The sequence below is a fragment of the Hymenobacter persicinus genome, assembly GCF_004167665.1.
Lineage (GTDB): Bacteria > Bacteroidota > Bacteroidia > Cytophagales > Hymenobacteraceae > Hymenobacter > Hymenobacter persicinus.
In genome coordinates this window covers 1-23,403 of the sequence record NZ_SEWE01000038.1, presented here as the reverse complement: position 1 = coordinate 23,403, position 23,403 = coordinate 1, and the positions used below count along the sequence as shown (strand labels likewise).

At 63.8% G+C, this 23,403-nt stretch carries 22 protein-coding genes; 12 read left to right on the top strand and 10 right to left on the bottom strand.

Features of this window, described 5'->3' with window-relative positions; genetic code table 11:
- Positions 1 to 12: 12 nt before the first annotated feature.
- Both EWM57_RS15905 and EWM57_RS15900 read right to left on the bottom strand, forming a co-directional pair.
- Positions 13 to 552: a hypothetical protein gene (locus tag EWM57_RS15905; protein WP_129922146.1), complete on the bottom strand. Its 540-nt coding sequence runs from the start codon at positions 550 to 552 to the stop codon at positions 13 to 15.
- A gap of 87 nt (positions 553 to 639) precedes the next feature.
- Entirely contained in the window at positions 640 to 1,848 is a 1,209-nt protein-coding gene (locus tag EWM57_RS15900) for a homogentisate 1,2-dioxygenase (RefSeq protein ID WP_129922145.1), read from the bottom strand.
- Between the two features lie 234 nt (positions 1,849 to 2,082).
- On the opposite strand from EWM57_RS15900, the gene EWM57_RS15895 reads away from it, so the two are divergent.
- Together EWM57_RS15895 and EWM57_RS15890 are read left to right on the top strand one after the other, a co-directional pair.
- Positions 2,083 to 2,667 (top strand): hypothetical protein, encoded by a 585-nt coding sequence (locus EWM57_RS15895; RefSeq protein ID WP_129922144.1) that lies wholly within the window; start codon positions 2,083 to 2,085, stop codon positions 2,665 to 2,667.
- A gap of 165 nt (positions 2,668 to 2,832) precedes the next feature.
- Positions 2,833 to 3,855 carry a transglutaminase-like domain-containing protein gene (locus tag EWM57_RS15890; RefSeq protein WP_242510102.1) on the top strand — a complete coding sequence of 341 codons (1,023 nt, stop codon included), beginning with the start codon at positions 2,833 to 2,835 and terminating at the stop codon, positions 3,853 to 3,855.
- An 83-nt stretch (positions 3,856 to 3,938) separates the two neighbouring features.
- On the opposite strand, the gene EWM57_RS15885 is transcribed toward EWM57_RS15890, so the two are convergent.
- On the bottom strand, positions 3,939 to 5,636 hold the full coding sequence (locus EWM57_RS15885) for a S41 family peptidase (protein ID WP_129922143.1): 1,698 nt from the start codon (positions 5,634 to 5,636) through the stop codon (positions 3,939 to 3,941).
- A 405-nt stretch (positions 5,637 to 6,041) separates the two neighbouring features.
- On the opposite strand from EWM57_RS15885, the gene ruvX reads away from it, so the two are divergent.
- From ruvX to EWM57_RS15870, 3 genes are all read left to right on the top strand, one after another.
- The gene (gene ruvX, locus EWM57_RS15880) at positions 6,042 to 6,452 is read left to right on the top strand and encodes a Holliday junction resolvase RuvX (protein ID WP_129922142.1); all 411 of its coding nucleotides are present in this window, start codon (positions 6,042 to 6,044) and stop codon (positions 6,450 to 6,452) included.
- Complete coding sequence (gene def, locus EWM57_RS15875) at positions 6,449 to 7,051, top strand: peptide deformylase (RefSeq protein ID WP_129922141.1); 603 nt, start codon at positions 6,449 to 6,451, stop codon at positions 7,049 to 7,051. Before ruvX ends, def begins: the two co-directional genes overlap by 4 nt.
- Positions 7,052 to 7,177: 126 nt before the next feature.
- Complete coding sequence (locus EWM57_RS15870; protein WP_129922140.1) at positions 7,178 to 8,155, top strand: zinc dependent phospholipase C family protein; 978 nt, start codon at positions 7,178 to 7,180, stop codon at positions 8,153 to 8,155.
- Between the two features lie 15 nt (positions 8,156 to 8,170).
- Here the strand turns inward: EWM57_RS15870 and EWM57_RS15865 are convergent, their stop codons facing one another.
- The gene (locus tag EWM57_RS15865; protein ID WP_129922139.1) at positions 8,171 to 8,641 is read right to left on the bottom strand and encodes a hypothetical protein; all 471 of its coding nucleotides are present in this window, start codon (positions 8,639 to 8,641) and stop codon (positions 8,171 to 8,173) included.
- Positions 8,642 to 8,773: 132 nt separating this feature from the next.
- Here EWM57_RS15865 and EWM57_RS15860 point away from each other — a divergent pair, with 132 nt between their 5' ends.
- The 6 genes from EWM57_RS15860 to EWM57_RS15835 all read left to right on the top strand — a co-directional run bounded on the left by EWM57_RS15860 (position 8,774) and on the right by EWM57_RS15835 (position 15,605).
- On the top strand, positions 8,774 to 9,145 hold the full coding sequence (locus EWM57_RS15860; protein ID WP_129922138.1) for a DMT family protein: 372 nt from the start codon (positions 8,774 to 8,776) through the stop codon (positions 9,143 to 9,145).
- Between the two features lie 86 nt (positions 9,146 to 9,231).
- Complete coding sequence (locus EWM57_RS15855) at positions 9,232 to 9,906, top strand: hypothetical protein (protein WP_129922137.1); 675 nt, start codon at positions 9,232 to 9,234, stop codon at positions 9,904 to 9,906.
- 114 nt (positions 9,907 to 10,020) lie between these two features.
- The gene (locus EWM57_RS15850; RefSeq protein WP_129922136.1) at positions 10,021 to 10,878 is read left to right on the top strand and encodes a hypothetical protein; all 858 of its coding nucleotides are present in this window, start codon (positions 10,021 to 10,023) and stop codon (positions 10,876 to 10,878) included.
- A gap of 100 nt (positions 10,879 to 10,978) precedes the next feature.
- A complete protein-coding gene (locus tag EWM57_RS15845; protein ID WP_129922135.1) occupies positions 10,979 to 11,656 on the top strand; it encodes a response regulator transcription factor in 678 nt (225 codons plus the stop codon).
- Positions 11,657 to 11,829: 173 nt separating this feature from the next.
- Positions 11,830 to 13,149 (top strand): sensor histidine kinase, encoded by a 1,320-nt coding sequence (locus EWM57_RS15840; RefSeq protein ID WP_129922134.1) that lies wholly within the window; start codon positions 11,830 to 11,832, stop codon positions 13,147 to 13,149.
- Positions 13,150 to 13,268: 119 nt separating this feature from the next.
- A complete protein-coding gene (locus EWM57_RS15835; RefSeq protein WP_129922133.1) occupies positions 13,269 to 15,605 on the top strand; it encodes a patatin-like phospholipase family protein in 2,337 nt (778 codons plus the stop codon).
- Between the two features lie 99 nt (positions 15,606 to 15,704).
- Here EWM57_RS15835 and EWM57_RS15830 read toward each other — a convergent pair whose 3' ends face one another.
- Together EWM57_RS15830 and EWM57_RS15825 are read right to left on the bottom strand one after the other, a co-directional pair.
- Complete coding sequence (locus EWM57_RS15830; RefSeq protein WP_165370543.1) at positions 15,705 to 16,499, bottom strand: alpha/beta fold hydrolase; 795 nt, start codon at positions 16,497 to 16,499, stop codon at positions 15,705 to 15,707.
- Positions 16,500 to 16,575: 76 nt separating this feature from the next.
- Complete coding sequence (locus EWM57_RS15825) at positions 16,576 to 17,505, bottom strand: hydrogen peroxide-inducible genes activator (RefSeq protein WP_129922131.1); 930 nt, start codon at positions 17,503 to 17,505, stop codon at positions 16,576 to 16,578.
- A gap of 150 nt (positions 17,506 to 17,655) precedes the next feature.
- Between EWM57_RS15825 and EWM57_RS15820 the strand changes: the two genes are divergently transcribed.
- A complete protein-coding gene (locus tag EWM57_RS15820) occupies positions 17,656 to 19,161 on the top strand; it encodes a catalase (protein ID WP_129922130.1) in 1,506 nt (501 codons plus the stop codon).
- Positions 19,162 to 19,237: 76 nt separating this feature from the next.
- On the opposite strand, the gene EWM57_RS15815 is transcribed toward EWM57_RS15820, so the two are convergent.
- The 4 genes from EWM57_RS15815 to EWM57_RS15800 all read right to left on the bottom strand — a co-directional run.
- Positions 19,238 to 19,687, bottom strand: coding sequence for a cyclin family protein (locus tag EWM57_RS15815; protein WP_129922129.1), 450 nt, complete (start codon positions 19,685 to 19,687; stop codon positions 19,238 to 19,240).
- A gap of 122 nt (positions 19,688 to 19,809) precedes the next feature.
- Positions 19,810 to 21,147 (bottom strand): family 1 glycosylhydrolase, encoded by a 1,338-nt coding sequence (locus EWM57_RS15810; protein ID WP_129922128.1) that lies wholly within the window; start codon positions 21,145 to 21,147, stop codon positions 19,810 to 19,812.
- A gap of 51 nt (positions 21,148 to 21,198) precedes the next feature.
- Positions 21,199 to 22,938: a GMC family oxidoreductase gene (locus EWM57_RS15805; RefSeq protein WP_242510101.1), complete on the bottom strand. Its 1,740-nt coding sequence runs from the start codon at positions 22,936 to 22,938 to the stop codon at positions 21,199 to 21,201.
- Positions 22,939 to 22,987: 49 nt separating this feature from the next.
- Positions 22,988 to 23,403: gluconate 2-dehydrogenase subunit 3 family protein (locus EWM57_RS15800; protein WP_129922127.1), on the bottom strand; the 416-nt coding region annotated here is incomplete at its 5' end.

Genomic DNA, 23,403 nt, shown 5'->3' with positions numbered 1-23,403 from the left:
AAACCAAACGCCTTACAGGGGGTCGGCGGTGACCTTGAAGCGGCTTTCCTCCTGCACCGTGATTTCGCGGGCCGTGGCCTGGCGCACGGTGGCCTTGGTGTAGAGCGTGTAGCTCGGGGCCTTGATGTAGCGGTCCAGCTTCTCGTTGGTCGAGGTCAGCTCGATGCTTTTGGCGCCCCGGGGCACGTCGTTCAGGTAAGCCATGACCACCTTGTCGTTCTGGTCGGTGCCGATGGAAATTTCGATGCTCTGCAGAAAGTCGAAGGTTTCGGTCGTCGGGTCCGTGACGGTGAGCGTGAGTTTGGTCAGCTTGACGTCTTTCACCAAGTCGGCGCTGGTGTTGTTGCTGCGGAAAGTTTCCGAGGCCTTGTTGGTCACGGGCACGGGCAGATTCAGCGTTACGGGCAGCCCGCTCACCAGCGGCGTGGCCGGAATCTTGAAGCTCTGGGTGTCCGAAAACTCGAAGGTCAGCAACTCGTTGATTTTTTTGCAGCTGAACGTGCCGAGGACCAGCAACAGCAGCAGGGGGGCAAACAGGAAGGACTTTTTCATACAAATCAAAGTTGGAAAAACAGCGGGGTCCGCGCCTCTAACGCCAACGCGGCGAAGTTGGTGCGCGGGCGCCTTGCCCAGCAAAAGTTAGTCCATCATGTCGGCGGCCCGGGGCGGCTCGTGCTTGAAGTCCGGGTTCCAGCTCATGGGGTACTTCTCATCGAGATAGGGCAGGGCGGCTTCGGTGAGGTAGAGTGGCCGGAACGTGTCGACCATGACGGCCAGCTCGTGGGTTTCCTTTTTGCCGAGGCTGGCTTCCACCGTACCCGGGTGCGGGCCGTGGGGAATCCCGCTCGGGTGCACCGTGAACGAGGCCAGATCCACGCCGCGCCGCGACATGAAGTTGCCCGCCACGTAGTACAGCACCTCGTCCGAGTCGACGTTGGAGTGATTGTAGGGCGCCGGAATGCTCAGCGGGTGGTAGTCGAACAGGCGGGGCACAAACGAGCAGATGACGAAGTTGTGGGCCTCGAAGTGCTGGTGCACGGGCGGCGGCTGGTGCAGGCGGCCGGTTATCGGCTCAAAGTCGTGGATGCTGGTGGCGTAGGGGTAGAAGTAGCCGTCCCAGCCCACCACGTCGAAGGGCGAGTGGGCGTACACGAGCTGGTGCAGGTAGCCCTCCTTCTTGATCTTGACCAAGTATTCGCCCGACTCCCGCACGTCGTCCACGATCAGCTCACTCGGCGGGCGGATGTCCCGCTCGCAGTAGGGCGAATGTTCGAGCAGCTGCCCGAAGTGGTTGCGGTAGCGCCGACAGGTTTCGATGGGGCTGAACGACTCGATAATCAGCAGCCGGACCGGGCCCTCGTCGAAGTGGAGCTGGTGGATGATGGTGCGCGGGATGATGACGTAGTCGCCGGGCTCGAAACGGACCACGCCCAGCTGGCTCCAGAGCTCCCCGCTGCCCTCGTGTACGAAGATGACCTCGTCGGCCAGGGCATTTTTGTAGTAGTACTGCATCCGCCGCTCGGTGGGGTTGCAGATGCTCAGCGTCACGTCGGCGTTGCCAAGCATGGTCTGCCGGGCCGCCAGATAGTCGCCGCCGGTGGTGGTTTGGGCCAGGGTGCGCAGGTGGCTGGGCGCCAGGGGCCGGTCTTTGAGCAGCTTGGGGCCGTAGGGCACCGGCTCCCCCACCTGCTTGATCTGGGTGGGCGGGTGAATGTGGTAGAGCAGGGACGAGACGCCGTGGAAGCCCAGCGTGCCCACGAGCTGCTCGGCGTAGAGCGTGCCGTCGGGCTGGCGGAACTGGGTGTGACGCTTGCGCGGAATCTGGCCGAGGCGGTGGTAGTAAGCCATGCGGAAGAAGCTTTTTCGGGTGGGAAAACGGGCCGGGTTGGAATGTGAAGGTACGCAGCCGCGCCAAGAAACGGATGAGGCCGCCGGCGGGCCGGGCATGAATCCTGGTGGCGGCCCGGCGGCCGAAGCGTCAACTCCGGGGCGGCATCCCGACTGAAAACTTATTTCGGCGAGCAGCTTACTCGGCGTTTAGCCGGCACAACCGGAATGCGGCCAACTGGTATCTTTAACGGCATGAGAAAATCCGCTATCCTGCTGACCTTATCCTTATTAAGCAGCTGCCGCGCCTTCGACCCCGGCCTGCTCAATCCCACCGCTGAAACCCTGGCAAGTCGCCTGCCCACGCTCACGCCCGAAGTGCAGAGCCAGCGCCTCGCGCTCAGCCTCGACCCAATGGCCGTGCCCACCGACGTGCGCACGCTCTTTGAGCGCGAAACCCGTGAGGTGCTGACCGAGCCCTACGGCAAGCCCCGGGGCTTTCTGGTACTGCGCACCCGCCGCGTCAGTGCCCGCGCCGGGCTGGGCTTCGCCGCCGTGTCGGGCCTGACACTGGGCGGGCTCAACCTGTTCGGCTTTCCCTGGGCCCGCTACCAGTACGTGGTGGATGTGCAGCTCGACGTGCTCAACCTGAAGCGGGAACTACTGGGCTCGTACCGGGGGCAGGGCCAGGCCAAAGCTACCGCCAGCCTCTACAGCTCCACCAACTACACCCAGCCCGACCGGGTTCTGTACCTACAGTGCGTCCGGCAGGGCCTCGACCAGATTATTCTCCAGTTGCGCCCCGAAACCGCCCGGCTGCAAGCCGCCTTGGCGCTCTAAGCCGAGGGGCGGCCGGACTAAATAACTCCCGGCGGGCACTCCCGCGCCTTCCCGTGTGTTGCCAACAACTGCGGCCACCTTTCCGGCGGCCGGCAAAACCGCTGTACCTTGCGGCCCAATTGGTTAGCCGCCCGGCTTGCTGCTGTCTACTTTTTCTCTACTTCCGTGCTCTTCCCCGCTCTCACCTGGCCCCTGCTGCTGGCCTTTGCCGCCGGCAGCCTCGCCCCTTCCGACAAAGCCCCGGCCGCCGCGCCCCTGCGAAGCCGCACGTTCTCGTTCGACTACACCGCCAAGGTGCACGACCTGCCCGCCGGCGCCAAGCAGCTCGACCTCTGGCTGCCCGTACCCCACCCCGACAAGTCGCAGGAAATTGATAGCCTGAAGATTACCTCGCCCTATCCCTACGAAATTCTGACCGGGCAGTATGGCAACAAGGTGCTGCACCTCAAAGTGAAAGACCCGCAGCCGGCCGGCTTTTCGGTCACGATGGAAGTGCAGGCCGAGCGGCGGGAGCACGTCAACCCGATGCTGAGCCCCGAGCCGGCCCGCAAGGCGCCCAAGGAAGCTGCCGACCCCAACATGCAGCGCTGGCTTCAGCCCGACAACCTGGTGCCCCTGGACCCCAAAATCAAGCTCTGGGCCCAGGAAGTGGTAGCTAAGGCCAACGCCAAAACGGATCTGGAAAAGGCCCAGGCCATCTACAACCACGTGGTTAGCACCGTCAAGTACGACAAGACCGGGCAGGGCTGGGGCCGCGGCGACATCTACTACGCCTGCGACGCCCGCCGCGGCAATTGCACCGACTTTCACGCCGTGTTTATCGGCTACTGCCGGGCGCTGAACATCCCGGCCCGCTTCAGCATCGGCTTCCCGCTGCCCGCCGAGCGCGGCACCGGCGAGGTGAAAGGCTACCACTGCTGGGCCGAGTTCTACACCAAGGAAACCGGCTGGGTGCCCGTCGATGCCTCCGAAGCGGCCAAGGACCCGTCGAAGCGCACCTACTTCTTCGGCGCCCACGACGAAAACCGGCTGGAATTCTCCCGGGGCCGCGACCTGACCCTGAACCCGCAGCAGCAGGGCTCCCCGCTTAACTACTTCATCTACCCCTACGCCGAAGTCGACGGTCAGCCCTTCGCCAGCGTCGACAAGCAGTTTCTGTACAAGGACCTGACCGGCGGCAAGAAGTAAACCAATCCGTCAGCTCCCGTGGTATGAACAAAGAAGGCCGAAACGCACGTTTCGGCCTTCTTTGTTATCATCTTGTTCCTGTTTTACTCCTGCTTCAGAGTAATGCCCTGCATCAGGGAGGCGTTGCCGTCCGTAACGGCGTGGAAGGCCTGCTGGAGCTCGTGGTCCTGCTCGCGCAAGACTTGGTAGTAGGCGGTTTTGCCGTAGGCGCTGCGGGCAATGTGGGCCTTGAGCTGGTTGCGGACCACGGCCGTGCACCGGCGCAGGCCGGCCGCGTCGGCCGGAATGCCGTCGGTGCTGGCTTTGGCGGCCAAGGCCTGGAGCTGGGCGTCGGAAATGCGGAAAGTGGCGTTGAACTGCTCAAAGCGCAGGGCTTCAAGCTCTTCGCGGTGGTCCTGGTAGAAGTTCAGGGCAAATTCCCGGACCAGGTTGTGGCTTTGCAGGCGGGTGTAGTAGGCCGAGTACGCCGACGTGTCGCGGGGCACGAACAGGTCGGGCATGATGCCGCCGCCCCCGTACACGGTGCGGCCCCGGGCGGTGCGGTAGCGCAAGGAGTCGGCGAAGTGGATGCTGTCGGCGTGGAAATACTCGCCGTGCTTCATGCGCTGGCTGAGCTCCTTCTCGTAGTCGGCCACCCCGCCGCGGTAAGATTTCTGAATCGAGCGGCCCGAGGGCGTGTAATAGCGGGCAATGGTCAGGCGCAGCTCCGAGCCGTCGTTGAGGGCAATGGGCTGCTGCACCAGGCCCTTGCCGAAGGTGCGCCGGCCCACCACCAAGGCCCGGTCGTGGTCCTGCAGGGCGCCGGCCAGCACTTCCGAAGCCGAGGCGCTGCCTTCGTCCACGAGCACCACCAGCGGGCCGTCTTCAAACTCGCCCAGGGTGCGGGAATAGGTTTGGGTGTCGTACTGGTCGCCCTTACCTTCGGTGTAGACGATTTTCTTGGTGCCGCTGATAAACTCGTCGGCCAGCTTGGTGGCCCGGTCGAGGTAGCCCCCGGGGTTGCCGCGCAAATCGAGCACGAGGCGGGTCAGGCCCTGCCGCTTCAGGTCGCCGAGGGCTTGCTTGAACTCGTCGAAGGTGCCGCTGGCAAACCGGCTCACCTTGATGTAGCCGGTTTCGTTGTCCATCATGTAGGCCACGTCCACCGACGAGTTGGGAATCCGGTTGCGGTTGACGGCCACGCTCATCGGCTTCGACTGGTGGCGGCGCTTCACCAGCAGCTGCACGCTGCTGCCGCGGGGGCCGCGGAGCTTGCCAAACATCTGCTCGTTGGTGATGTGCACGCCCGACACGGCCTCGCCGTTTACGGCCAGGATTCGGTCGCCAGGCTGCAGGCCGGCCAGCTCGGCGGGGCCGCCGCTCAGGGGCGAAACCACCGTCACGGTGTCGTGAAACAGGTTGAACTCCACCCCCACGCCGTCGAAGTCGCTTTGCAGAAAGGCGGAGGCCTGCTGCTGCTTGGCCGGGATGAACACCGAGTGCGGGTCGAGCCGCTCCAGCATGCGGGTAATGGCGTAGTCGGACAGGGCTTCGGCGTCCACGGAGTCCACGTAGTCGCGGTCGACGTAGCTCAGGATTTCCTTGAACTTTAGGTAGCCCCGGGCGGTACCGTCGGGGTTTTGCTCCGACGGGCGGAAGGGGTTGGCCCCCAGCAGCACACCGCAGGCCAGCACCAGCGCCAAAAGCAGCGGCTGCCGGATCTGGACTCGCGAGGTACGCGGGGCCGGAGAAGGGGCAACAGCAGGAAGCAGCGTCGGAGCTTCGTTCGGCTCGTCGGTCATAAGCAGTTGAGACAGTACTAGTTCAGTCGATACTACGCGCCTTGGGGAAAAGTAATCCTTCAAAAATATTGAAACTTTTCCAAGAAAACCAAGCCATACATCTGAGCATATCAATTTTCCAATAACAGTGCAATTTATTATTTATTAAACGCAATATTTGGCCGCTTTTACCCAAATAAAAGACGCCGAAAACAGCTTATATAAAAATATAAGTGAAAGATAATTTTATGATTTTACGAAGATACCCAACGTTAATCTCCCGGTGGTTTGGGCGCCAGAAAACGACGACCGGGTGGCCCGGCGGCCCGGAGCAAATTCACCTTTCCTTCTGCTGTCGTATCTTTGGGGCAGCAGCCTTCACCCGTGCCGGGCGCGGCGTAGTTGTCTTTTCTTTTCTCTTTTGCAATGGGCCGAATTCTTGCCATCGATTACGGCAACAAGCGCGTGGGGCTGGCCGTGACGGACCCGCTCCAGCTCATTGCCTCCCCGCTGGAAACCATTCACAGCCAAGACTTAGTGGCCTACGTGAAAAAATACCACCAGCAGGATCCGCTTGAGGCCCTGGTCGTGGGAATGCCCCGCACCTTGCTGAACGAGGATACCAACGTAACTAGCGCCGTCGTCGGATTGATCCGTACGCTGCGCCGGGAGTTGCCCGAGCTGCCCGTGCACGAGATAGACGAGCGGTTCACGTCCCGCATGGCCCACGCCGCCATGCTGGCCGGAGGGCTGTCCAAGAAAGACCGCCGCGACAAAGCCACCGTCGACCGGGTGAGTGCCGCCCTGATTTTGCAATCCTTCCTCGAATCCCGATGATTTACCCCATTGTAGCCTTTGGCGACCCGGTGCTGAAAGCCCACGCCAAAGACATTCCCGCCACGATGCCCGCCGACGAGCTCCAGCAGCTCATTGCCGACATGTACGACACGATGTACCACGCCAGCGGCGTCGGGCTGGCCGCGCCCCAGATCGGCAAGAGCGTGCGCCTGTTCGTGATTGACTCGACGCCCATGATGGACGACGAAGACGAGGACGGCGAAAAAGTGGAGCTCGACCCCACCGAGGCCCCCGTCAAGCGCGCGTTTATCAACCCGGTGATGGTGAGTGAAACCGGCGAGGAATGGGGCTTTGAAGAAGGCTGCCTGAGCATTCCCGGCGTGCGCGAGATGGTGTACCGCCACGAAACCATCGTGATTCGCTACGAGGACGAAAACCGCGTCCAGCGCGAAGACACCTTTTCGGGCATGACGGCCCGCGTGATTCAGCACGAGTACGACCACCTGGAAGGCGTGCTGTTTACGGACCTGATTTCGGGCTTTAAAAAGCAGCTCATCAAGGGCAAGCTCACCCGCATTACCAAGGGCGACGTGAACGCCGACTACCGCATGCGCTTCGTCGGCCAGGGCCGGCGCTAGGCGCCACCGGCTTAATTGCTAAACTCGTCTGTCGGGCTGCTGCGCAGTGGTCGGGCAGACGAGTTTTTCTTTACCTTCGGAGCCCGCTGAATTTACTTATTGGCAGTACCTATCAACTACTTACTTATGAGAAAATCGTTACTCTTCGGCCTGCTGGGCCTGCTAGTGCTGTTGCCCCACCAGCCCCGGGCCTGGGGCTTTTTCGGGCACCGGCTCATCAACCGGCTGGCCGTGTTTACGCTGCCGCCCGAAATGGTCGGGTTCTACAAAACCAACATCGACTACCTGACCGAAAACGCCACCCGGCCCGATTCCCGCCGGTCGGTGGTGCCCGGGGAGGCCCCGCGCCACTTCCTCGACGTGGATGCCTACGGCGACTCGGCCCTGACCCGCCTGCCCCACAGCTGGACTGACGCCGTGGCCCGCTACGGCGAGGACTCGCTGCTGCGCCACGGCATTGTGCCCTGGCAGGTGGCGCGCATGAAGTACCAGCTCACCGAGGCCTTCCGCACCCGCGACGCTGACAACATCCTGCGCCTCTCGGCCGACATGGGCCACTACATTGCCGACGCCTGCGTGCCCCTGCACACTACCCGCAACTACAACGGGCAGTTTTCGGGGCAGCGCGGCATCCACGGGTTCTGGGAAAGCCGCCTGCCCGAGGTGCTCAGCAGTGGCTATGACTTCTTCGTGGGTGCCCCCACCTACCTGGAAAAGCCCACCGAAACCATCTGGCAGACCGTGGGCCGCTCCCACGCCGCCCTCGACTCGGTGCTGCGCTTCGAGAAAGAATTGACCGGCAAGTTCTCCGAGGACCGCAAGTACGGCTTCGAGGAGCGCGGCAACGCCACCGTGCGCGTCTATTCCCGCGACTTTACCACCGAGTACCACCAGCGCCTCAACGGGCAGGTGGAGCGGCAGCTGCGGCTGGCCGTGCACCTGGTGAGTTCCTACTGGTACACCTGCTGGGTGGACGCCGGCCAGCCCGACCTCGACAAGCTGCCCCAGGCCGCCTCCGAAAGCGAGAAAAAGCGCCTAGCCCGGGAGGCCCTGGAGCTACGGAATGCGCCGGCCCAGGCGGCGGTACCGGGGCACGAGGACTGAGGATTCTCTGGGACCTTACGCCTTGTAGCAAGCTACTTCGGCCTGCTCCTGATTTCTCCCGGCCTTATCGAAAAGCAGCGTCAATTGTATTTCAAAGGCTGGAGCTGCTATTTTCAGGTTCCACTCACGAGGAACTGAGGGTATGTTTTCAGCTAGCCTATCCAAGAATTGATACCAGCCAGGCGTTGACTCTGTGAGCGTCAGGCGCGTTTCCTTGCTGAAAAACAGGTCCAGGCAGATTTCGTCCGTGGTATACAGGTCTACTTTGTAGCCGAAGGCCGTTTCGAGGTCCGTCCACTTATGATACCCTACACCTGACTTGGTTGCGTACTGAAATCCGCTTTCATCATACGCAAAGCCGCCCAGCGTTATCTGAGCTACCCCGGAATAGTCGGTTAAAACCTGTTTATTCAGCGCCGAAGCTGAATGATGCTTCAACATCCATTTCCGCAGCAGCTTAACAGCCTTGAACCTAGCCTGACGCATTGACTTGGAGAGCGAATCAGAAGAACTATAAACCTATCGAAGGTATTCGCTTTGCGTGCAAGTAGTCCAATGGTTCAGCTTTTGCCGTATGCCTTGCGGCGCAAACAGTAGCGCCGATCATCCTCTTGCTCCATGAAATCCCTCTACACCGTTCTGCTGCTCACCATTTCCAACCTGTTCATGACCTTCGCCTGGTATGGGCACCTGCAGTTCAAGAAAATCACCTGGCTGCACGGGCTGGGGCTGGTGGGCGTGATTCTGATTAGCTGGGGGCTGGCGTTTTTCGAGTACGTGTTTCAGGTGCCGGCCAACCGCATCGGGTTCGAGGAAAACGGCGGGCCCTTCAACCTGTTTCAGCTCAAGGTGATTCAGGAGGTCATTTCTTTGTCTGTGTTCACGCTCTGCGCCGTGTATGTGTTCAAGACCGACAAGCTGGGCTGGAACCACCTCGTGGGCTTCGGGCTGCTGATTGCCGCCGTCTACGTCATCTTCAAAAAGTGGTAAGCCGGCAACTGGCCGGTGGGGCGTAGCTTTATGGGTGCCGAAAGTCTGGCCCTTATCCGATACTTCGCCTTCTATTCTTGCTTTTGATGACCAAGCTTTTTTATGCGCTGCCCCTGGCAGTCCTGTCCCTGGGTGCCCGGGCCCAGGCCCCTACGCCCGCCGCCGACACCACGTTTTGCGTCATCGACAAGACCCTGAGCTTCGGCTGGGGCACGCTGCGCTTCGCCGACGGCCGCGCCATCCAGGCCTACCTGCCCATTCCCACCCAGTACCCGGGCATCGACTATCCGTTTAATTATTACTTCCGGCTGCCCAACCGCAAGCCCACCCCACCCCGGCAGACGGCCAAAGTAGAAGACGTGCTCAGCATGACAGCGGGTCCGTATTACTTTGAAACGATGCGCTTGGTCGGCACGAAAAAGCCAAAGATTCTGGCCGAGCGGGTGGCGGACGGGGCCGTAGAATTGTTTCTGCAGGCCGAGCAGCAGCGGGCCCCGCTGCCCATCCCGGTGCCCGGCGCCATGCTGCACACGGCTATTCCTTACACCAACAGCCACTTTTTCATTCGGCGGCGCGGCGGCGCGCTGGCCGAAGTAGACCGGGGCATGTTCAACGCCCAGGTAAGCCAGTTACTGATGGGCTACCCGGAGCTGGCGCAGAAAGTAGCCCGGCAGGAGAAAGACTACCACTACCGCAACTTGGTAGCCATCATCACGGAGTACAATGCTCACCTGGCGGCCGGCCCGGGCAGCAAGCCCTAGCGGCGCTGCGCACCTGAAGAAAAATTAATCCGGTCTTCAGGCCGGCCTCAGGGCGGGGGCGCAGCTTTGTAGCATCCTTCGGGAACAACCCCGCGGGCTTACCGACTCACTGCCATGTTTTTCTCCCCCAAATCGTTGAGTGTCCTGACCCTGGCCGCCCTGCTGGCCGGCCCGGCCCTGGCCCAGCAAACCACCACGACCACTAAAACCAAGACCAAGCGCAGCGCCGCCAAGTCGGCCGCGGCGGCGGGGGCGGGGGCGGCCGCCCCGGCCCTGCCCGACGGCACCCCGCCCCCGCCGCCCGTCCCCGGCCGCGGACCCCACGGCAAAGGTCCCCACGGCCCGGCCGGCCCAGGCCGCCCCGGCGAAGACCGCGCCCTGCAACCCGTGCAAAGCCTGAGCGGCACTCTGACTCGCTACGTCACCAACCCCGAAGGCCTGTACGACGGCTTCGTGACCACGCTCAACGGCACCGAAACGACTGTTCACTTTCCCCTGCACATGGCCAAGGCCGTGATGGCCGCCGCCAAGCCGGGGCAGACCATCAGCTTCGGGGCCGTGGCCGGCCGCCGGGGTCCTGCCGAAGCCGGTACCGCCACTGCCCAGCCCGCCGCCCGTCTGGAGCTGGTGAGCGTGCAAAACGGTAGCACACCCCTGCTGATGCAGCGCCCGGAGCGGCCGCGCGACCCGGAGGCCACGGCGCCGGCGGCCACCACTTGGAACGGCCGCATCAGTGAGCTGCGCCGTGACGACCGAGGCCAGGTCCGGGGCCTGGTGCTGACCGACAACACCCTGCTACTGCTGCCGCCCCACGTGGCCATTCAGCTCGGCGACAAGCTCAAGGTGGGTGAAACGGTCCAGGCCACCGGCTCGGCCCTCACCCTGCGCGAAGGCATGGTCGCCGCCACCGACGTACGCCGCGTCCACGCCCAGACCCTGACCGTGGGCGGCGTGCAGTACCTAGTGCACTAGCAGTTGGTAAAAGAACGACGTCATGCTGGGCGAGGCCGCGGCATGGCGTCGTTTTTTCTGCTCCTGACCCCACCTATCCGTTTTTTCGTAGCTGAGCGGTATGCGCATTCTGTTGATTGAAGATGAGGTTCGGCTGGCCAGCTTTGTGCAGCAGGGCCTGAGCCAGGCCGGGCACGTGGCCGACGTGGCCCACAGCGGCCCCGAGGGCCTGGAGCGGGCCGCCACCACGGCTTACGACGTGATTCTGCTCGATATGATGCTGCCCGGGCAGAATGGCCTCGACGTGCTGCGCAACCTGCGCGAGTTTGGCCTCGCCGCCGTGCCCGTCATCATCCTCAGCGCCCTGGCCGACACCACCCACGTCATTCGCGGCCTCGACGCGGGTGCCGTGGACTATTTGCGCAAGCCCTTCGAGCTGGACGAGCTGCTGGCCCGCCTGCGCGCCGTGGACCGGCAGCGGGCCCAGCCCGGGGCCGCCCCCCTGCGCCTGGCCGACCTGGAACTGGACCCGCTGCACCGCGCCGTGACCCGGGCCGGGCAGCCGGTGAGCCTCACCAACCGCGAGTTTGCCCTGCTTGAGCTGCTGCTGCGCAACGCCGGCCGGGTGGTGCCCAAAACCCGCATTGCCGAGAAAGTCTGGGAAGTAGACTTCGATATGGGCTCCAACGTCATTGAGGTGCATGTTTCCCAGCTCCGCCGCAAACTTGACAAAGCCTTTCCTGAGCTTCCGCCCCTGCTCGAAACCGTCGTCGGCCACGGGTACCGGATTAAGAACTAAGAATGTGAACCAGGTTAAGGAACCGCAATGCTGGAAAAGGAACGTCATTCCGAGCTTGTCGAGGAATCTCGCGTGCTGCCGTATGATTGGTAATCCAGCGGCAGCACGCGCGACGTTTCTGTTTCGCTCAGAACGCCATTCCGTTTGCCTTCAACATTCAGCACTCAACGAAAATGCTCCGCCCCGCCTCCCTGCGCGCCCACCTGCTGCTTGCCTTCACGGCCGTGGTGCTGCTGACGACGCTGCTGGGCGGAGGCTGGCAGTACCGGCGGCTGCGCACCCTGCTCACGGCCGCCGACGACGACCGGCTTCGGGCCCGCGCCGCCCTCTTGCTGGCCCGCACCGACCTGAGCGGAGCCCTGCCCGTGCTGCCCCTGCCCGACCAGACCGGCGAAACCATGCGCGTGCTCTACCAGCGGCCCGGGCAGCCGGCCCTGGAGCTGTTCCGCTCGGCCCGTTGGCCCCACTCCCGCGCCCGGGGCTGGCGGCAGGTGCGCGTGGCCCGCAGCCCCGGCCTGTTTCCCGACGACCAGCTTACGCTCTGGCTGGCCCATCCGGCCGCCCCCCTCAACCACGCCCTGGCCCAGGTGCGCGCCGGGCTGGCGGCGGCCGCGGCGGGCAGTCTGCTACTGGCGTGGCTGCTGGCCCCGGTGCTGAGCCGGGTGGCTCTGCGGCCCCTGCGCCGCATCAGCCGCCAGGCCCGGAGCATGGGCAGCAGCGCGGAACTGGCGTCCCTGCCCGTGCCCGCCACCGGCGACGAGGTGCAGGAGCTGGCCGAAACGCTCAACCAGCTGCTGACCCGCTTGCGCGAGGGGGCCCAGCTCCAGGACAACTTTCTGGCCGCCGCCGCCCACGAGTTGCGCACCCCGCTGGCCACTTTGCAAACCGGCCTCAGCGTGGCTGCGCAGGCCCCCGACCTGCCCGCCGCCGCCCGCGTCCAGCTCGCCGGGCACCAGGACGAAATTCGCCGCCTGAGCCGGCTGGTCGACGATTTTCTGCTCGTGAGCCGGCTGCGGGCCGGGGCGTTGCCTCTCACCCTTCAGCCCCTGGCTTTTGAGGAACTGGTGCTCAGCCTCGCCGACCGGCTGCTGCCCCGCTTCCGGGCCGCCGGCCGCCCTCTGCTCCTGCACATCGACGAAAATGCCCCCGGCTTCCGGGTGCAGGCCGACGCCGACAAGCTGACTACCATCGTGCTCAACCTGCTGGAAAATGCCCTGCGCCACGCCCCCGCCGGCGCGGCCGTGACGGTAACCGTGGACTGCGCCGCGGATTCCGGCTGGCCCACGCTCACGGTCACCAATCCGGTGCGCGCCAGCCTCGGCGACCTTTCCCGCCTGACCACTGCCTACTACCAGGCCGACGTGCTCAGCGAGGGGGCGGGCCTGGGGTTGTGGCTGAGCAGCCGCCTGGCCGAGCTGCACGGCACTACCCTCCGGCTAAGCGAACAAGACGGCATTTTTCATGCTGCCCTGGCCCTGCCGCCGGCACCCTGATCGGGCTCCGGTGGCCGGGAATCGGGTTTATATTACGGTTGAGCTATATCCGGCGCAACTCCCCCTTGCGCCTTGCGTAGGAAAGCCGCTGCCCTGTTCGGGGCCTTACTTTCCCACCTATGCGCAAACTCTACTGCTGGCTCCTGCTCCTGCTGGTTTCGGTCTTTTCCATTTCTCCCGTTTCGGCCCAGAAGGTGGGCCTTGTTCTCAGTGGCGGCGGCGCCAAGGGCCTGGCCCACATCGGCGTGCTGAAAGTGCTGGAAAAGAACCGGATTCCGATTGACTACATCGTCGGCACCAGCATGGGCGCCATCGTGGGGGCCCTGTACGCGGCGGGCTACTCGCCCCGGGAAATCGAGGAAATCGTGGTTAAGCCCGACTTCCAAAACTGGGTGTCGGGCCAGCCGCTGGAAGACAAAGTTTACAACTACTACGACGCCGAGCCTACGCCCGCGGCCCTGCACCTGCGCCTGGCCGTCGACTCGACCCTGAAAACCCGCGTGACGCCCAAGCTGGTCAACGACGTGACGCTGAACTACGTGCTGGCCACCATGCTGGCTCCGGCCGGCGCCATTTCCGGCTACGACTTCGACAAGCTGATGGTGCCCTACCGCAGCGTGGCTTCCGAAATCTTCACCCGCGAAAAGGTGGTGCAGCGCAATGGCTCCCTGTCGGACGCGGTGCGCAGTTCCATGGCCTTTCCGCTGGCATTCCGCCCCATCCGGGGCCTCGATGGCCGCTACCTCTTCGACGGGGCCGTGGTCGACAACTTCCCCACCGGCGTGATGCGCCAGGAATTTAAGCCCGACATCATCATCGGAGTGAACGTGGGCGACGTGGCCTTCAGCAAATACCCCAAGGACAAGGACGACCAACTGCTGACCAGCACCCTGATTTTTCTGGGTTCCAACGTGGCCGATACCGTATCGGTGGGCAAGAACGGCATCTTCATCCAGCCCACCCTCGGCGACATCACGGCCGCCGACTTCGGCAAGGTCAAGCAGCTGATTCAGCTCGGGGAGCAGGCCGCCGACCGTAAGCTCGACCTGGCGCTGAGCCGGATTCCGCGCCGCGAAGACACGCTGGCCCTGCAGCAGCGCCGCCGGGAGTTTCAGAACCGGGCCCCCAAGCCGGAGTTCAGCCAGATAACCGTGCAGGGTCTGCCGCGGCAGCAGCAGGACTTCGTACGCCGCTTTTTCCAGAAAAACGGCTCCAGCTACTCCCCCGGCGACATTGAGGAAGGCTACTACCGCCTCGTCAACAACGACTTCTTCAACAACGTGTACCCGCGCATCCGCTACGACCAGAAGCAGAAGGGCTACGTGCTGGGCATCGACGCGCGTCAGAACAGCAACCTGACCACCGACCTGGGCGTGCTGCTCTCGACCCGCTCGATGAGCAATTTCTACCTGGGCCTGGCCTACCGCTACCTCAACCGCTACCTCTACACCGTGAAGGCTGACGCCACCATCGGGCGCTTCTACAACGGGGCCCGGGGCTCGTTCCGGCTCAGCATTCCGGGCCGCACGCCGCTGTACTTCGAGCCCACGGTCACGTTCAACAACTTCAACTACCAGGACACCGGCGGCCTGCTAGGCTCCTCGGCCCAGAACACTCAGCTCCAGCAGCGCGACGTGAAAGCCGAGTTGCAGGTGGGCCTCAGCCCCAATTTTCGCAGCCGCTACACCCTGACGGGCGGCGTGTTCACCAACCGCGACCGGTACGCCAACACTGCCGACATCAGCTCTAACGCCATCCTCGACCAGGACCGGCTCGACGGTATCACGGCCGCGGCCCGCTTTGAGCGCAACTCCCTGAACCGCCGGCAGTACGCCGTGAGCGGGCGGCGGGTGGAGCTGACCCTGCGCGGCGTGACGGCCCAGGAAACCTACGAGCCCGGCTCCACCGCCGTCGGCCTATCCAAGCTGACCCGTAACCAGCAGTTTGTGAAGGTTGACCTGTTCAATGAGCAGTACTTCACCTTCAATAAAGTGGACTCGGTGGGCAGCCGCGTCAACGCCTGGGGCTACATGTTCCAGGCCGTTGCCACCACCCAGGGCGAGTTTGCCACCTACCGCGCCTCCCTGACCATGTCGCCGGTGTTTCTGCCCCTGCCCGACTCCCGCACCCTGTTTCTGGACCGCTACCGCGGCACGGCCTACGCCGCCACCGGCCTGCGCTACGTGCGGGCCATTGTGGGCTCCCTGGAATGGCGCACCGAAGCCTACGTGCACCTGATGGTGCGTCCCTTCGAGCGGCAGGCTAGCAACGAGCTGCTGGCCGGGCGCGGCCCCACCTTTAGCCGTCCCTACTTCACGGCCATGACCGGCTTCGTGTACCAGACCCCCGTCGGCCCCGCGGCCCTGCAGTTCATCCGCTACGACGACCCCAACCACCAGTTCGGCGTGTTTGCCCACATCGGCTACGTGCTCTTCCGCGACCGGTCCCTAGACTAGGTGGTGAAATGGTGAGCTGGTGAAATAGTGAGGTTGACGTTCGGGCGGCGCTACTGGCGCGCCTGGAACGTCAACCTCTTTGTTGTAGTAGCGCCCTAGCTACTTGGCGGAGGCGGCTTGGGACTTGACCGGGGCGGCTTTGGCTACTGCTGGCTCGGGCAGGCGCTGGGAGGCAAACTCCCGCAGCAACCGGGCCACGTCCTGGGGCGCTTCGTAGGGCAACAGGTGGCCGGCGCCGGGCAGGATGGCCAGGGGCGTGCCTTCGGGCAGGTGGGGCAGGGTTTCGAGCCCGTGCACCGAGGGCGACATAATCGGGTCGGAGGCGCCGGCAATAATCAGGCAGGGGAGCTGCAGGCAGGCCAGGCGGGCCACAATGTTTTCCCGGCTGCCGTGCCGCATCCAGGCTTCCCAGGCCGCTTTGGTGCTGCGCAGGCTGTCGGCCACAATCTGCTGGTGGGCCGCTTCCGGCACGGGCAGAGTCACAATCTTGCGAAACGTTTTTTCGGCCTCAGCGCGCTTGCCCCAGGCTTTGAGGCTGGCCTGCCGGTCTTCGTCGGTCATGGGCTCGGGGCTGGGCGGCGACGGATTCAGCAACACCAGCCCGACCAAGCCCGCGGGCTGCCGGGCCGCCACGGCCATGGCCATCTTGCCACCCATGCTGTGGCCCACCAATACGTAATTGCTCAAGTGCCGGGCCCGGATCTGCTCCTCCACCTGGTCGGCGTAAGCATCCACGGAGTAGCCCCCGGCTGGTGGCGGCGCTTCGCCGAAGCCGCCCAGATCGAGGCCCAGCACGGCGAGGTCGGTGGGCAGCTCGGCGGCCACGGCCTGCCATTCGAGGCCGGAACCCGCCCAATAGTGCAGACAAACGAAGGTGAGCGGGGCAGCGGACATGGGACGGATACAGGTAAGGCCGCCGCCCGGTAGCGGCGCGGCTCCAACCTCAACCATTGGCCGGCCGAAAAGTCTGCTACTTCCACCGAATTTTCTGCCCCGCCCGGCCCACCTGCAGCTGAGGCGGCAGCTTGGCCAGAATGACGTCGCGCAGGGTGTGCAGCAACGGCAGCCGTACGAAGCCGTGGTGCACCACCAAACTCACTTCGCGCACCGGCTCGGGCGCGGCAAAGCGCTTCACCATCGGACTATCCAGCTCCTGCTGCACCGACAGCTCGGGCACCAGGGTGTAGCCGTGGGTGCGGCGCACCAGCTCCTTGAGCGTTTCGATGGAACCGCTTTCGTAAGTGTAGGGCCGGGCCGCCGTCGGGGCCGGCGGATTGCAGAGGTTGAGCACCTGGTGGCGGAAGCAGTGGCCCTGCTGCAGCAGCCAGAGCCCCTCGGCGTCGAGGTCGGCGGGGTGCAGCTCGGCTTTCTGGTAGAGCGGGTGGCCTGCCGAAACGTAGCCCAGAAACGGCTCTTCTAGCACCGGAATTTCGCGCAGGCTCCGGTCGTCGAGGGGCGTCACGAGCAGGCCGACATCGAGGGTGTGGTCTTTCAGGCGCTGCATGATCTGGGCCGACTGCAGTTCTTCGACGTGCACGCGCAGCTGGGGGTGGCGCGCCACGAGCTCGACCAGAAACAGCGGTACGAGGTAGGGCGCCAGGGTCGGGATGATGCCTAGGCGCAGCTCCCCCACTACGTCGCCCTTCTCGAGCTGCACCACTTCGCGCAGCTGCTGCACCTCGCGCAGTACCTGCCGGGCCTGGAGCACAACTTTGGCCCCGGCGGCGGTGGGCTGCAGGCCCTTGCTGGTCCGGTCGAAGAGCAGCAAGCCCAGCTCTTCCTCCAGCTTTTGCACCTGCATGCTGAGCGTCGGCTGACTGACGAAGCATTTTTCGGCGGCCAGTACAAACTGCCGGTGGCTGTCGAGGGCCACCAGGTATTCGAGTTGCTGCAAAGTCATGGCGCAATATAAACAAGCTCTATACCTTTATCACAATTATCGATTTTCATTATAACTACGCAAGCTCAACCTTTGAGCCCAGCTAAGCCCGCCGATTGGCCGGTACCGGAGCTGGCAGTCCTTCTTTCTTTACCTCACCCGCTGTTTACCATGGAAGAATCCACCCAACCCAAGAAGCTGACAACGGCCGCGGGCCGCCCGATTTTTGACAACCAGAACACCCAGTCGGCCGGGCCGCGTGGGCCGCTGCTGCTCCAGGACTATTTCCTGCACGAGAAGTCGGCCCACTTCAACCGGGAGCGGATTCCGGAGCGGGTGGTGCACGCCAAGGGCTCGGGCGCCTACGGCACGTTCACCGTCACCCACGACATCACCCACCTGACCCGGGCCAAGCTGTTCGGGAAGGTCGGCAACCAGTGCCGCATGTTTGCCCGCTTCAGCACCGTAGGCGGCGAAAAAGGCTCGGCCGACACGGAGCGCGACCCCCGCGGCTTCGCCCTGAAGTTCTACACCGAGGACGGCAACTGGGACTTGGTCGGCAACAACACGCCGGTGTTCTTCGTGAAGGATCCGCTCAAGTTCATGGACTTCATCCACACCCAGAAGCGCGAGGCCCGCTCCAACCGCAAAAGCCCCACAATGATGTGGGACTACTGGAGCCTGAACCCGGAGAGCCTGCACCAGGTCACGATTCTGATGTCGGACCGGGGCACGCCCTACGGCTACCGCCACATGCACGGCTACGGCTCCCACACCTTCTCTTTCATCAACGCGGCCAATGAGCGGACCTGGATCAAGTTTCACTTCCGCACCGAGCAGGGCGTGAAAAACTTCTCCGACGAGGAGGCCCGCCTGATGAAGGCCGAAGACGCTGACTTCGCCCAGCACGACCTGGTGGACGCCATTGACAACGGCCAGTTTCCGCGCTGGAAGATGTTCGTTCAGACTATGACCGAGGAGCAGGCCCGGGACTTCCGCTGGAACCCGTTCGATTTGACCAAGGTGTGGCCCCAGGGCGAGTTTCCGCTCCAGGAAGTGGGCGTGATGGAGCTGAATGAAGTGCCCAACAACTACCACGCCCACGTGGAGCAGGCCGCGTTTGCCCCCGCTCACGTGGTGGACGGCATCGGCTACTCGCCGGATAAGATGCTCCAGGGCCGTATTCTGAGCTACCCCGATGCCCAGCGCTACCGGCTCGGCGCCAACTACGAGCACCTGCCGGTGAATGCCTGCCCGTTTGGCTTCTCCAACTACCAGCGCGACGGCCGCATGGCCCTCGGCGACAACGGCGGTCCCGGTCCGAACTACTTCCCCAACTCCTTCGACGGCCCGGTGGAAGACAAGAGCCAGGGCGAGCCGGCCCAGGCCCTCGACGGCTTCGCGGCCCGCTACGACCGGAACGAGGGTCCCGGCCACGACGACCACTACACCCAGCCCGGCACCCTGTTCCGCCTACTCGATGCCCAGGCCCAAAAAAACCTCATCGACAACATCGTGGGGGCCATGAGTGGCATCGAGGGCCCGAAGAAGGACCTCATCATCCAGCGTCAGCTCTGTCACTGGTTCCGCGCCGACATCCGCCTGGGTATGGCCGTGGCCAAGGGCCTGGGTGTGGACGCCGAGATGCCCGCCCAGCACGCCCCGGCCGCGGTGTAGAGGCCGCCTTGCTTTTCGGGCACCAAAAAAGCCAGCTTCGGGGGGAGCTGGCATTTTTGCGTATCGGGGTGGGCAGTTATTTCTTCTGGAACGTGAGCAGGAACCCATCGAACACATCTTCCCGCAGCACTAGCTCCGCGGAAGACAACCGGTCTACCAAGTAGCGCATCGAATGCTCCAGGGTGCCCGAGGGAGTCACAATCCGGTAGTTGACCGTAATAATGTCGCGCTGGTCGTTGTAGAGCAAGCTGGTGCCCTGGCCGCGCACGTAGGTGGCGCGCTGCACTTCCTGGCCATTGTCGTACTGAATAAAGGTGCCGTCGGCCCGGAACACGTACTTTCTGGTGACGCCCGTGGTAGCCGGCGTGGTAATCTGCTTGCCAGTGATGCCGCCCACGCTGGAGGTCCATTCCCAGTCCGTTTCCAGCGTCGCGGGGGCCGGGGCTTCCACGGCGTCGTTTTTCTGGCAGCTCACGCTGGCCGCCGACAATCCACTCAATACAAGGTAGAATACTAGCTTTTTCATAAGGCAACCAGATTAGGTAAGAGGAATAAGAAAGCACGGCCACGGCCATCTACATGAGCGCGGCCGCGGCGCGGAGGTTGCATTCCGGCAATAAACTATCGTCTTCGGGAAAGAGCGAAACGCTAGATTTCCACTTTCAGCGTGGCCGGCTTGCGGGTTACTTCAAACAGCTCGCCGTGGGGCACGATAGTAATCTGACCGTATTCCTGGAGCAGCATCTTGTATGCCTCCGCCACTGGGCGGGGCTTGCGGTCCAGGTCAAACAGCCCGCAGGCGTTGACGCGGCCCAGCTTTTCGCCCAGCCCGATGTGCCAGTCGACTTGGTCGATGAGCGAATACCAAGTGAAGCCCAGCACCGGCACGCCCTCCTTACGCATGCGCAGGATGTTGACCCACTGCTTCCAGAGCCAGGCCGGGGCTTCGTTGGCCTCGAAGACGTTGGTTTCGGTGTGCATCACCGGCTTGAGGTAGCGCTGGTAGTAGTCGTGGGTGATGTTGTACCAGCCCAGAATGTCCATGCTGGTTTGCCAGGTGCCGTCGGGCAGCACTACCTTCTCGTTGCGGCCGTAGTAGTCGTTGCCCATAATCTGGTAGCCCGGCGGCTCCCCGGCCATAAACCAGTCGTACTCGCGCCGGGTCAGGCCATTGTCGAGCAGGTAGTTGAGCACCTCGGCGTCGGGGTGGTGGGCGTAGAGCAGGTCCAGGGCCAGAAAGCGCAGCTTGTTTTCGATCTGGATGGCGGGCGTGTGCGTGGCGCGCAGCTCATGGGTGAACTCGGCCGACTCGCTCTGCACGATGATGCAGTCGGGCCGGTGCTGGGCAATCTGCTGGGTGCCCATGATGCTGGCCGCCACCGTGTGCTTGAGCGCCGTCACGAAGGCCTTGTCGGACTTCAGCTGCTCGTTCCAGACCCCGTCTTTGGCGCTGAGCTTGGCCGTGACGTAGATTTCGTTGACGGGCGTGTAGTAGCGCACCCAGGGGTAGCGCTTGGCCACGGCCCCGGCGTACTCGGCAAAATGCACGGGCAGCTCCGGGTTCTGAAAGTTGCCGATAAAGTCGGGCACGCCGAAGTGCATCAGGTCCAGAATCGGGGTGATGCCCAGGCGCTGCATTTCGGCCATGGCCAGGTCGGCAAACTCCCAGTCGTACTTACCCGGGGCCTTCTGAATGTTGTAGTAGGGCAGGCCATAGCGCAGCACCTTCAGCCCCATTTCCTTCACCAGGCCCAGGTCTTCCTTGTAGCGGCCGTAATGGTCGCACTCGGCCAGCAGGTCGCGGCGGGTTTTGCCGTGGTCGATGGTAGGGTAAGAGCACTCGATGCCGGTGGCAAACATGAAGTTGCCGGCCTCGCCGGTGGGCAGGCCGCTGCCGTCCTTGCCGCCGGCGCCGCCGTACTCATCCCCGGCGTAGCCGCCCTCGCCGAAGCGGTCCTTAATCTGGGTTAAAAAGCTCTTAGCCATAGCCATGTAGTTATATCCCGAACTCGCGCAAGACGGACGGGAGGTTGCGCTTTACTTGAGGTTTTCCAGGAATTTGTCGGCCGTGCGCAAGCTCAAGGCCATAATTGTTAGGGCCGGGTTTACACTCAGCGCACTCGGAAACACGGAGTTGTCGCAGATGTAGAGGTTGGGCACGTCGAAGGCCCGACCGTTGGCATCCACCACCGCGTCGTCGCCGCTCAGTCCCATCCGGGCCGTGCCGATAACGTGGGCATTGCGCGCAAACGACCAGATATCGGTGGCCCCGGCGGCCTCCCAGATCTGGCGCATCAGTTTCTCGGCGTGGTCACTCAGGCGCTGTTCGTTGGGCTGGGTGGTGAAGTGCAGCCGGGGCTTGGGCAGTCCGCGGGCGTCCTTCTCCTCGGCCAGTTCCAGGAAGTTTTCGGCCGCGGGCAGGCAGTCACCCAGGATGTTGATGCCGGCCACGTGGTTGTACTGGCGCATGTAGGCCCGCAGCTTTTCGCCCCAGTAGCCCCGGCCCCGGGCCACCTGCCCGGCAAACGTGACGGGCATGATGCCAATGCTTTGCAGCAGGTAGCCCCCGGCGAAATCAGCACCTTTGGGCCGGTGGGTGTCCTCCGAAATCAGGGCGCCAGGAATGCCCTTGAAGGGGCGCACCGATTCCTCAAACGTGCCGAACACCTGCACGCCGGGGTGGGCCATGAAGTTGCGGCCGACGTGGCCGCTGCTGAGGGCCAGCTCGTTGAGCAGCAGCAGGCGCGGCGTTTCGATGGCGCCGGCGCACAGAAACAGGTGGCGGCAGCGCTGACGTAGCTCCGTGCCGTTTTGCTGGTACACCACGCCCGTCACGCGGCCCGAGGCGTCGCGCTCAATTTCGGTGACGTAGCTGCCCGGCCGGATTTCGGCGCCGTGGGCCACGGCCAGGGGCAGAAACGTGACGTCCATGCTGGCCTTGGCGCCGGTGCTGCACCCGGCCTGGCAGAAGCCGCGGTTGGTGCAGGCCTCGCGCCAGCCCACGCCCTCCTGGTAGTAGCGCGCCGACAAAGCCGCGTTGGCCGCCGGCGAGGTGCGGATACCAAGCTTTTCGCAGCCCCGCTGCATGAGCTGGGCGGCGCCGTTCAGGGGCAGCGGAGCCAGGGCGTAGCCTTTGCGACGGGCGGGCCCCCAGGGGTAGGGAGTGGGCCCCGAAACGCCCAGAAACTGCTCTACTTCTTCCAGGTAGGGCTCCAGCTCCTCGTAGCCGAAGGGCCAGTCCTGGCCCACGCCGAAGTCGCGGTGCAGGTGCAGGTCGGCGGGCTGGGGGCGGGGCGTGTAGGCCGTGTAGTGCAGCGTGGAGCCGCCTACGCCGGTGCCAGAGTTGTTTTTGCCGTAGGCCAGCGGGTTTTTGCCCGCCGACAGCCGCTCGTCGTTCCAGAACAGAAACTCCTGGGCTTTTTCGTCGGTGGCGAAGTCTTTCTTCGGGTCGTGCCAGGGGCCGGCTTCCAGCGCCACCACCTTCAGGCCGGCCATGGCCAGCCGGGCCAGCAGCGGGGCCCCGCCGGCGCCAGTACCGATAACCACGCAGTCGACTTCGTCGGGCGTCACCGGAATTTCCAGCTTTTCTTCCAGCTCAGTTGGGGCCGTAGGGGCGGCCGCTTCGGCCAGGATACTTTGCAGCAGCGGGTCCTGCACTTCGGGCTTCACGGGGTCGAGTACCCCTTCTTCCAGCGTTTCTTCGTCGGGCATGTGGTGAAATTGTGAAATGGTGAGGTGGTGAGGTGGCAGCAGGGTGAGAAGTGAATCGTTCGTCATACGCCGACAAAGGCAGCAGAACAACTCACCGTTTCACAACTTCACCATCTTACCGCTCTTCCGGCTCCCGGTCTTCTTTTTCGTTGAGGCCAATTTTCGCCCAGCCGGGTACGTCGGCCATTCCCACGTAGCCGATTTCTTCCTGGGCCAGCGGGTGGGCATAGTAGGTTTCGGTCATCTCGGCCAGCATTTCCTCGAAGAAGCGGGGGGCAGGCACGGTCTGCCAGATGTCGCCGGGGGCGGAGCCGGCCTGCACGGCGTGGAGCACCGCGTCCTGCTGCTCGGGCGCCAATTCCAGAAAGCCGCGGCCGTGGAGCAGCTCCGCGCTTTGATTTAGCCCCCCCAAACCCAGCCGAAACGCCTCCCGGTCGGGTGGCAGCGCATCGTAGCGCCAGCCGTCAGACAGCCCCTGGAGCAGGCGCTGGTCGATGGCGGCGGCCAGCTCAATGGGCTCGGCGCGGTCGG

Excerpts from the sequence above, each read along its gene's own strand:
- EWM57_RS15830 (WP_165370543.1), bottom strand. The coding sequence starts at position 16,499 with ATGTCCGCTGCCCCGCTCACCTTCGTTTGTCTGCACTATTGGGCGGGT.
- def (WP_129922141.1), top strand. The coding sequence starts at position 6,449 with ATGATTTACCCCATTGTAGCCTTTGGCGACCCGGTGCTGAAAGCCCAC.
- EWM57_RS15900 (WP_129922145.1), bottom strand. The coding sequence starts at position 1,848 with ATGGCTTACTACCACCGCCTCGGCCAGATTCCGCGCAAGCGTCACACC.
- ruvX (WP_129922142.1), top strand. The coding sequence starts at position 6,042 with ATGGGCCGAATTCTTGCCATCGATTACGGCAACAAGCGCGTGGGGCTG.
- EWM57_RS15835 (WP_129922133.1), top strand. The coding sequence starts at position 13,269 with ATGCGCAAACTCTACTGCTGGCTCCTGCTCCTGCTGGTTTCGGTCTTT.
- EWM57_RS15905 (WP_129922146.1), bottom strand. The coding sequence starts at position 552 with ATGAAAAAGTCCTTCCTGTTTGCCCCCCTGCTGCTGTTGCTGGTCCTC.
- EWM57_RS15885 (WP_129922143.1), bottom strand. The coding sequence starts at position 5,636 with ATGACCGACGAGCCGAACGAAGCTCCGACGCTGCTTCCTGCTGTTGCC.
- EWM57_RS15845 (WP_129922135.1), top strand. The coding sequence starts at position 10,979 with ATGCGCATTCTGTTGATTGAAGATGAGGTTCGGCTGGCCAGCTTTGTG.
- EWM57_RS15825 (WP_129922131.1), bottom strand. The coding sequence starts at position 17,505 with ATGACTTTGCAGCAACTCGAATACCTGGTGGCCCTCGACAGCCACCGG.
- EWM57_RS15855 (WP_129922137.1), top strand. The coding sequence starts at position 9,232 with ATGACCAAGCTTTTTTATGCGCTGCCCCTGGCAGTCCTGTCCCTGGGT.
- EWM57_RS15840 (WP_129922134.1), top strand. The coding sequence starts at position 11,830 with ATGCTCCGCCCCGCCTCCCTGCGCGCCCACCTGCTGCTTGCCTTCACG.
- EWM57_RS15805 (WP_242510101.1), bottom strand. The coding sequence starts at position 22,938 with ATGACGAACGATTCACTTCTCACCCTGCTGCCACCTCACCACCTCACC.
- EWM57_RS15810 (WP_129922128.1), bottom strand. The coding sequence starts at position 21,147 with ATGGCTAAGAGCTTTTTAACCCAGATTAAGGACCGCTTCGGCGAGGGC.
- EWM57_RS15815 (WP_129922129.1), bottom strand. The coding sequence starts at position 19,687 with ATGAAAAAGCTAGTATTCTACCTTGTATTGAGTGGATTGTCGGCGGCC.
- EWM57_RS15850 (WP_129922136.1), top strand. The coding sequence starts at position 10,021 with ATGTTTTTCTCCCCCAAATCGTTGAGTGTCCTGACCCTGGCCGCCCTG.
- EWM57_RS15820 (WP_129922130.1), top strand. The coding sequence starts at position 17,656 with ATGGAAGAATCCACCCAACCCAAGAAGCTGACAACGGCCGCGGGCCGC.
- EWM57_RS15870 (WP_129922140.1), top strand. The coding sequence starts at position 7,178 with ATGAGAAAATCGTTACTCTTCGGCCTGCTGGGCCTGCTAGTGCTGTTG.
- EWM57_RS15860 (WP_129922138.1), top strand. The coding sequence starts at position 8,774 with ATGAAATCCCTCTACACCGTTCTGCTGCTCACCATTTCCAACCTGTTC.
- EWM57_RS15865 (WP_129922139.1), bottom strand. The coding sequence starts at position 8,641 with ATGCGTCAGGCTAGGTTCAAGGCTGTTAAGCTGCTGCGGAAATGGATG.
- EWM57_RS15895 (WP_129922144.1), top strand. The coding sequence starts at position 2,083 with ATGAGAAAATCCGCTATCCTGCTGACCTTATCCTTATTAAGCAGCTGC.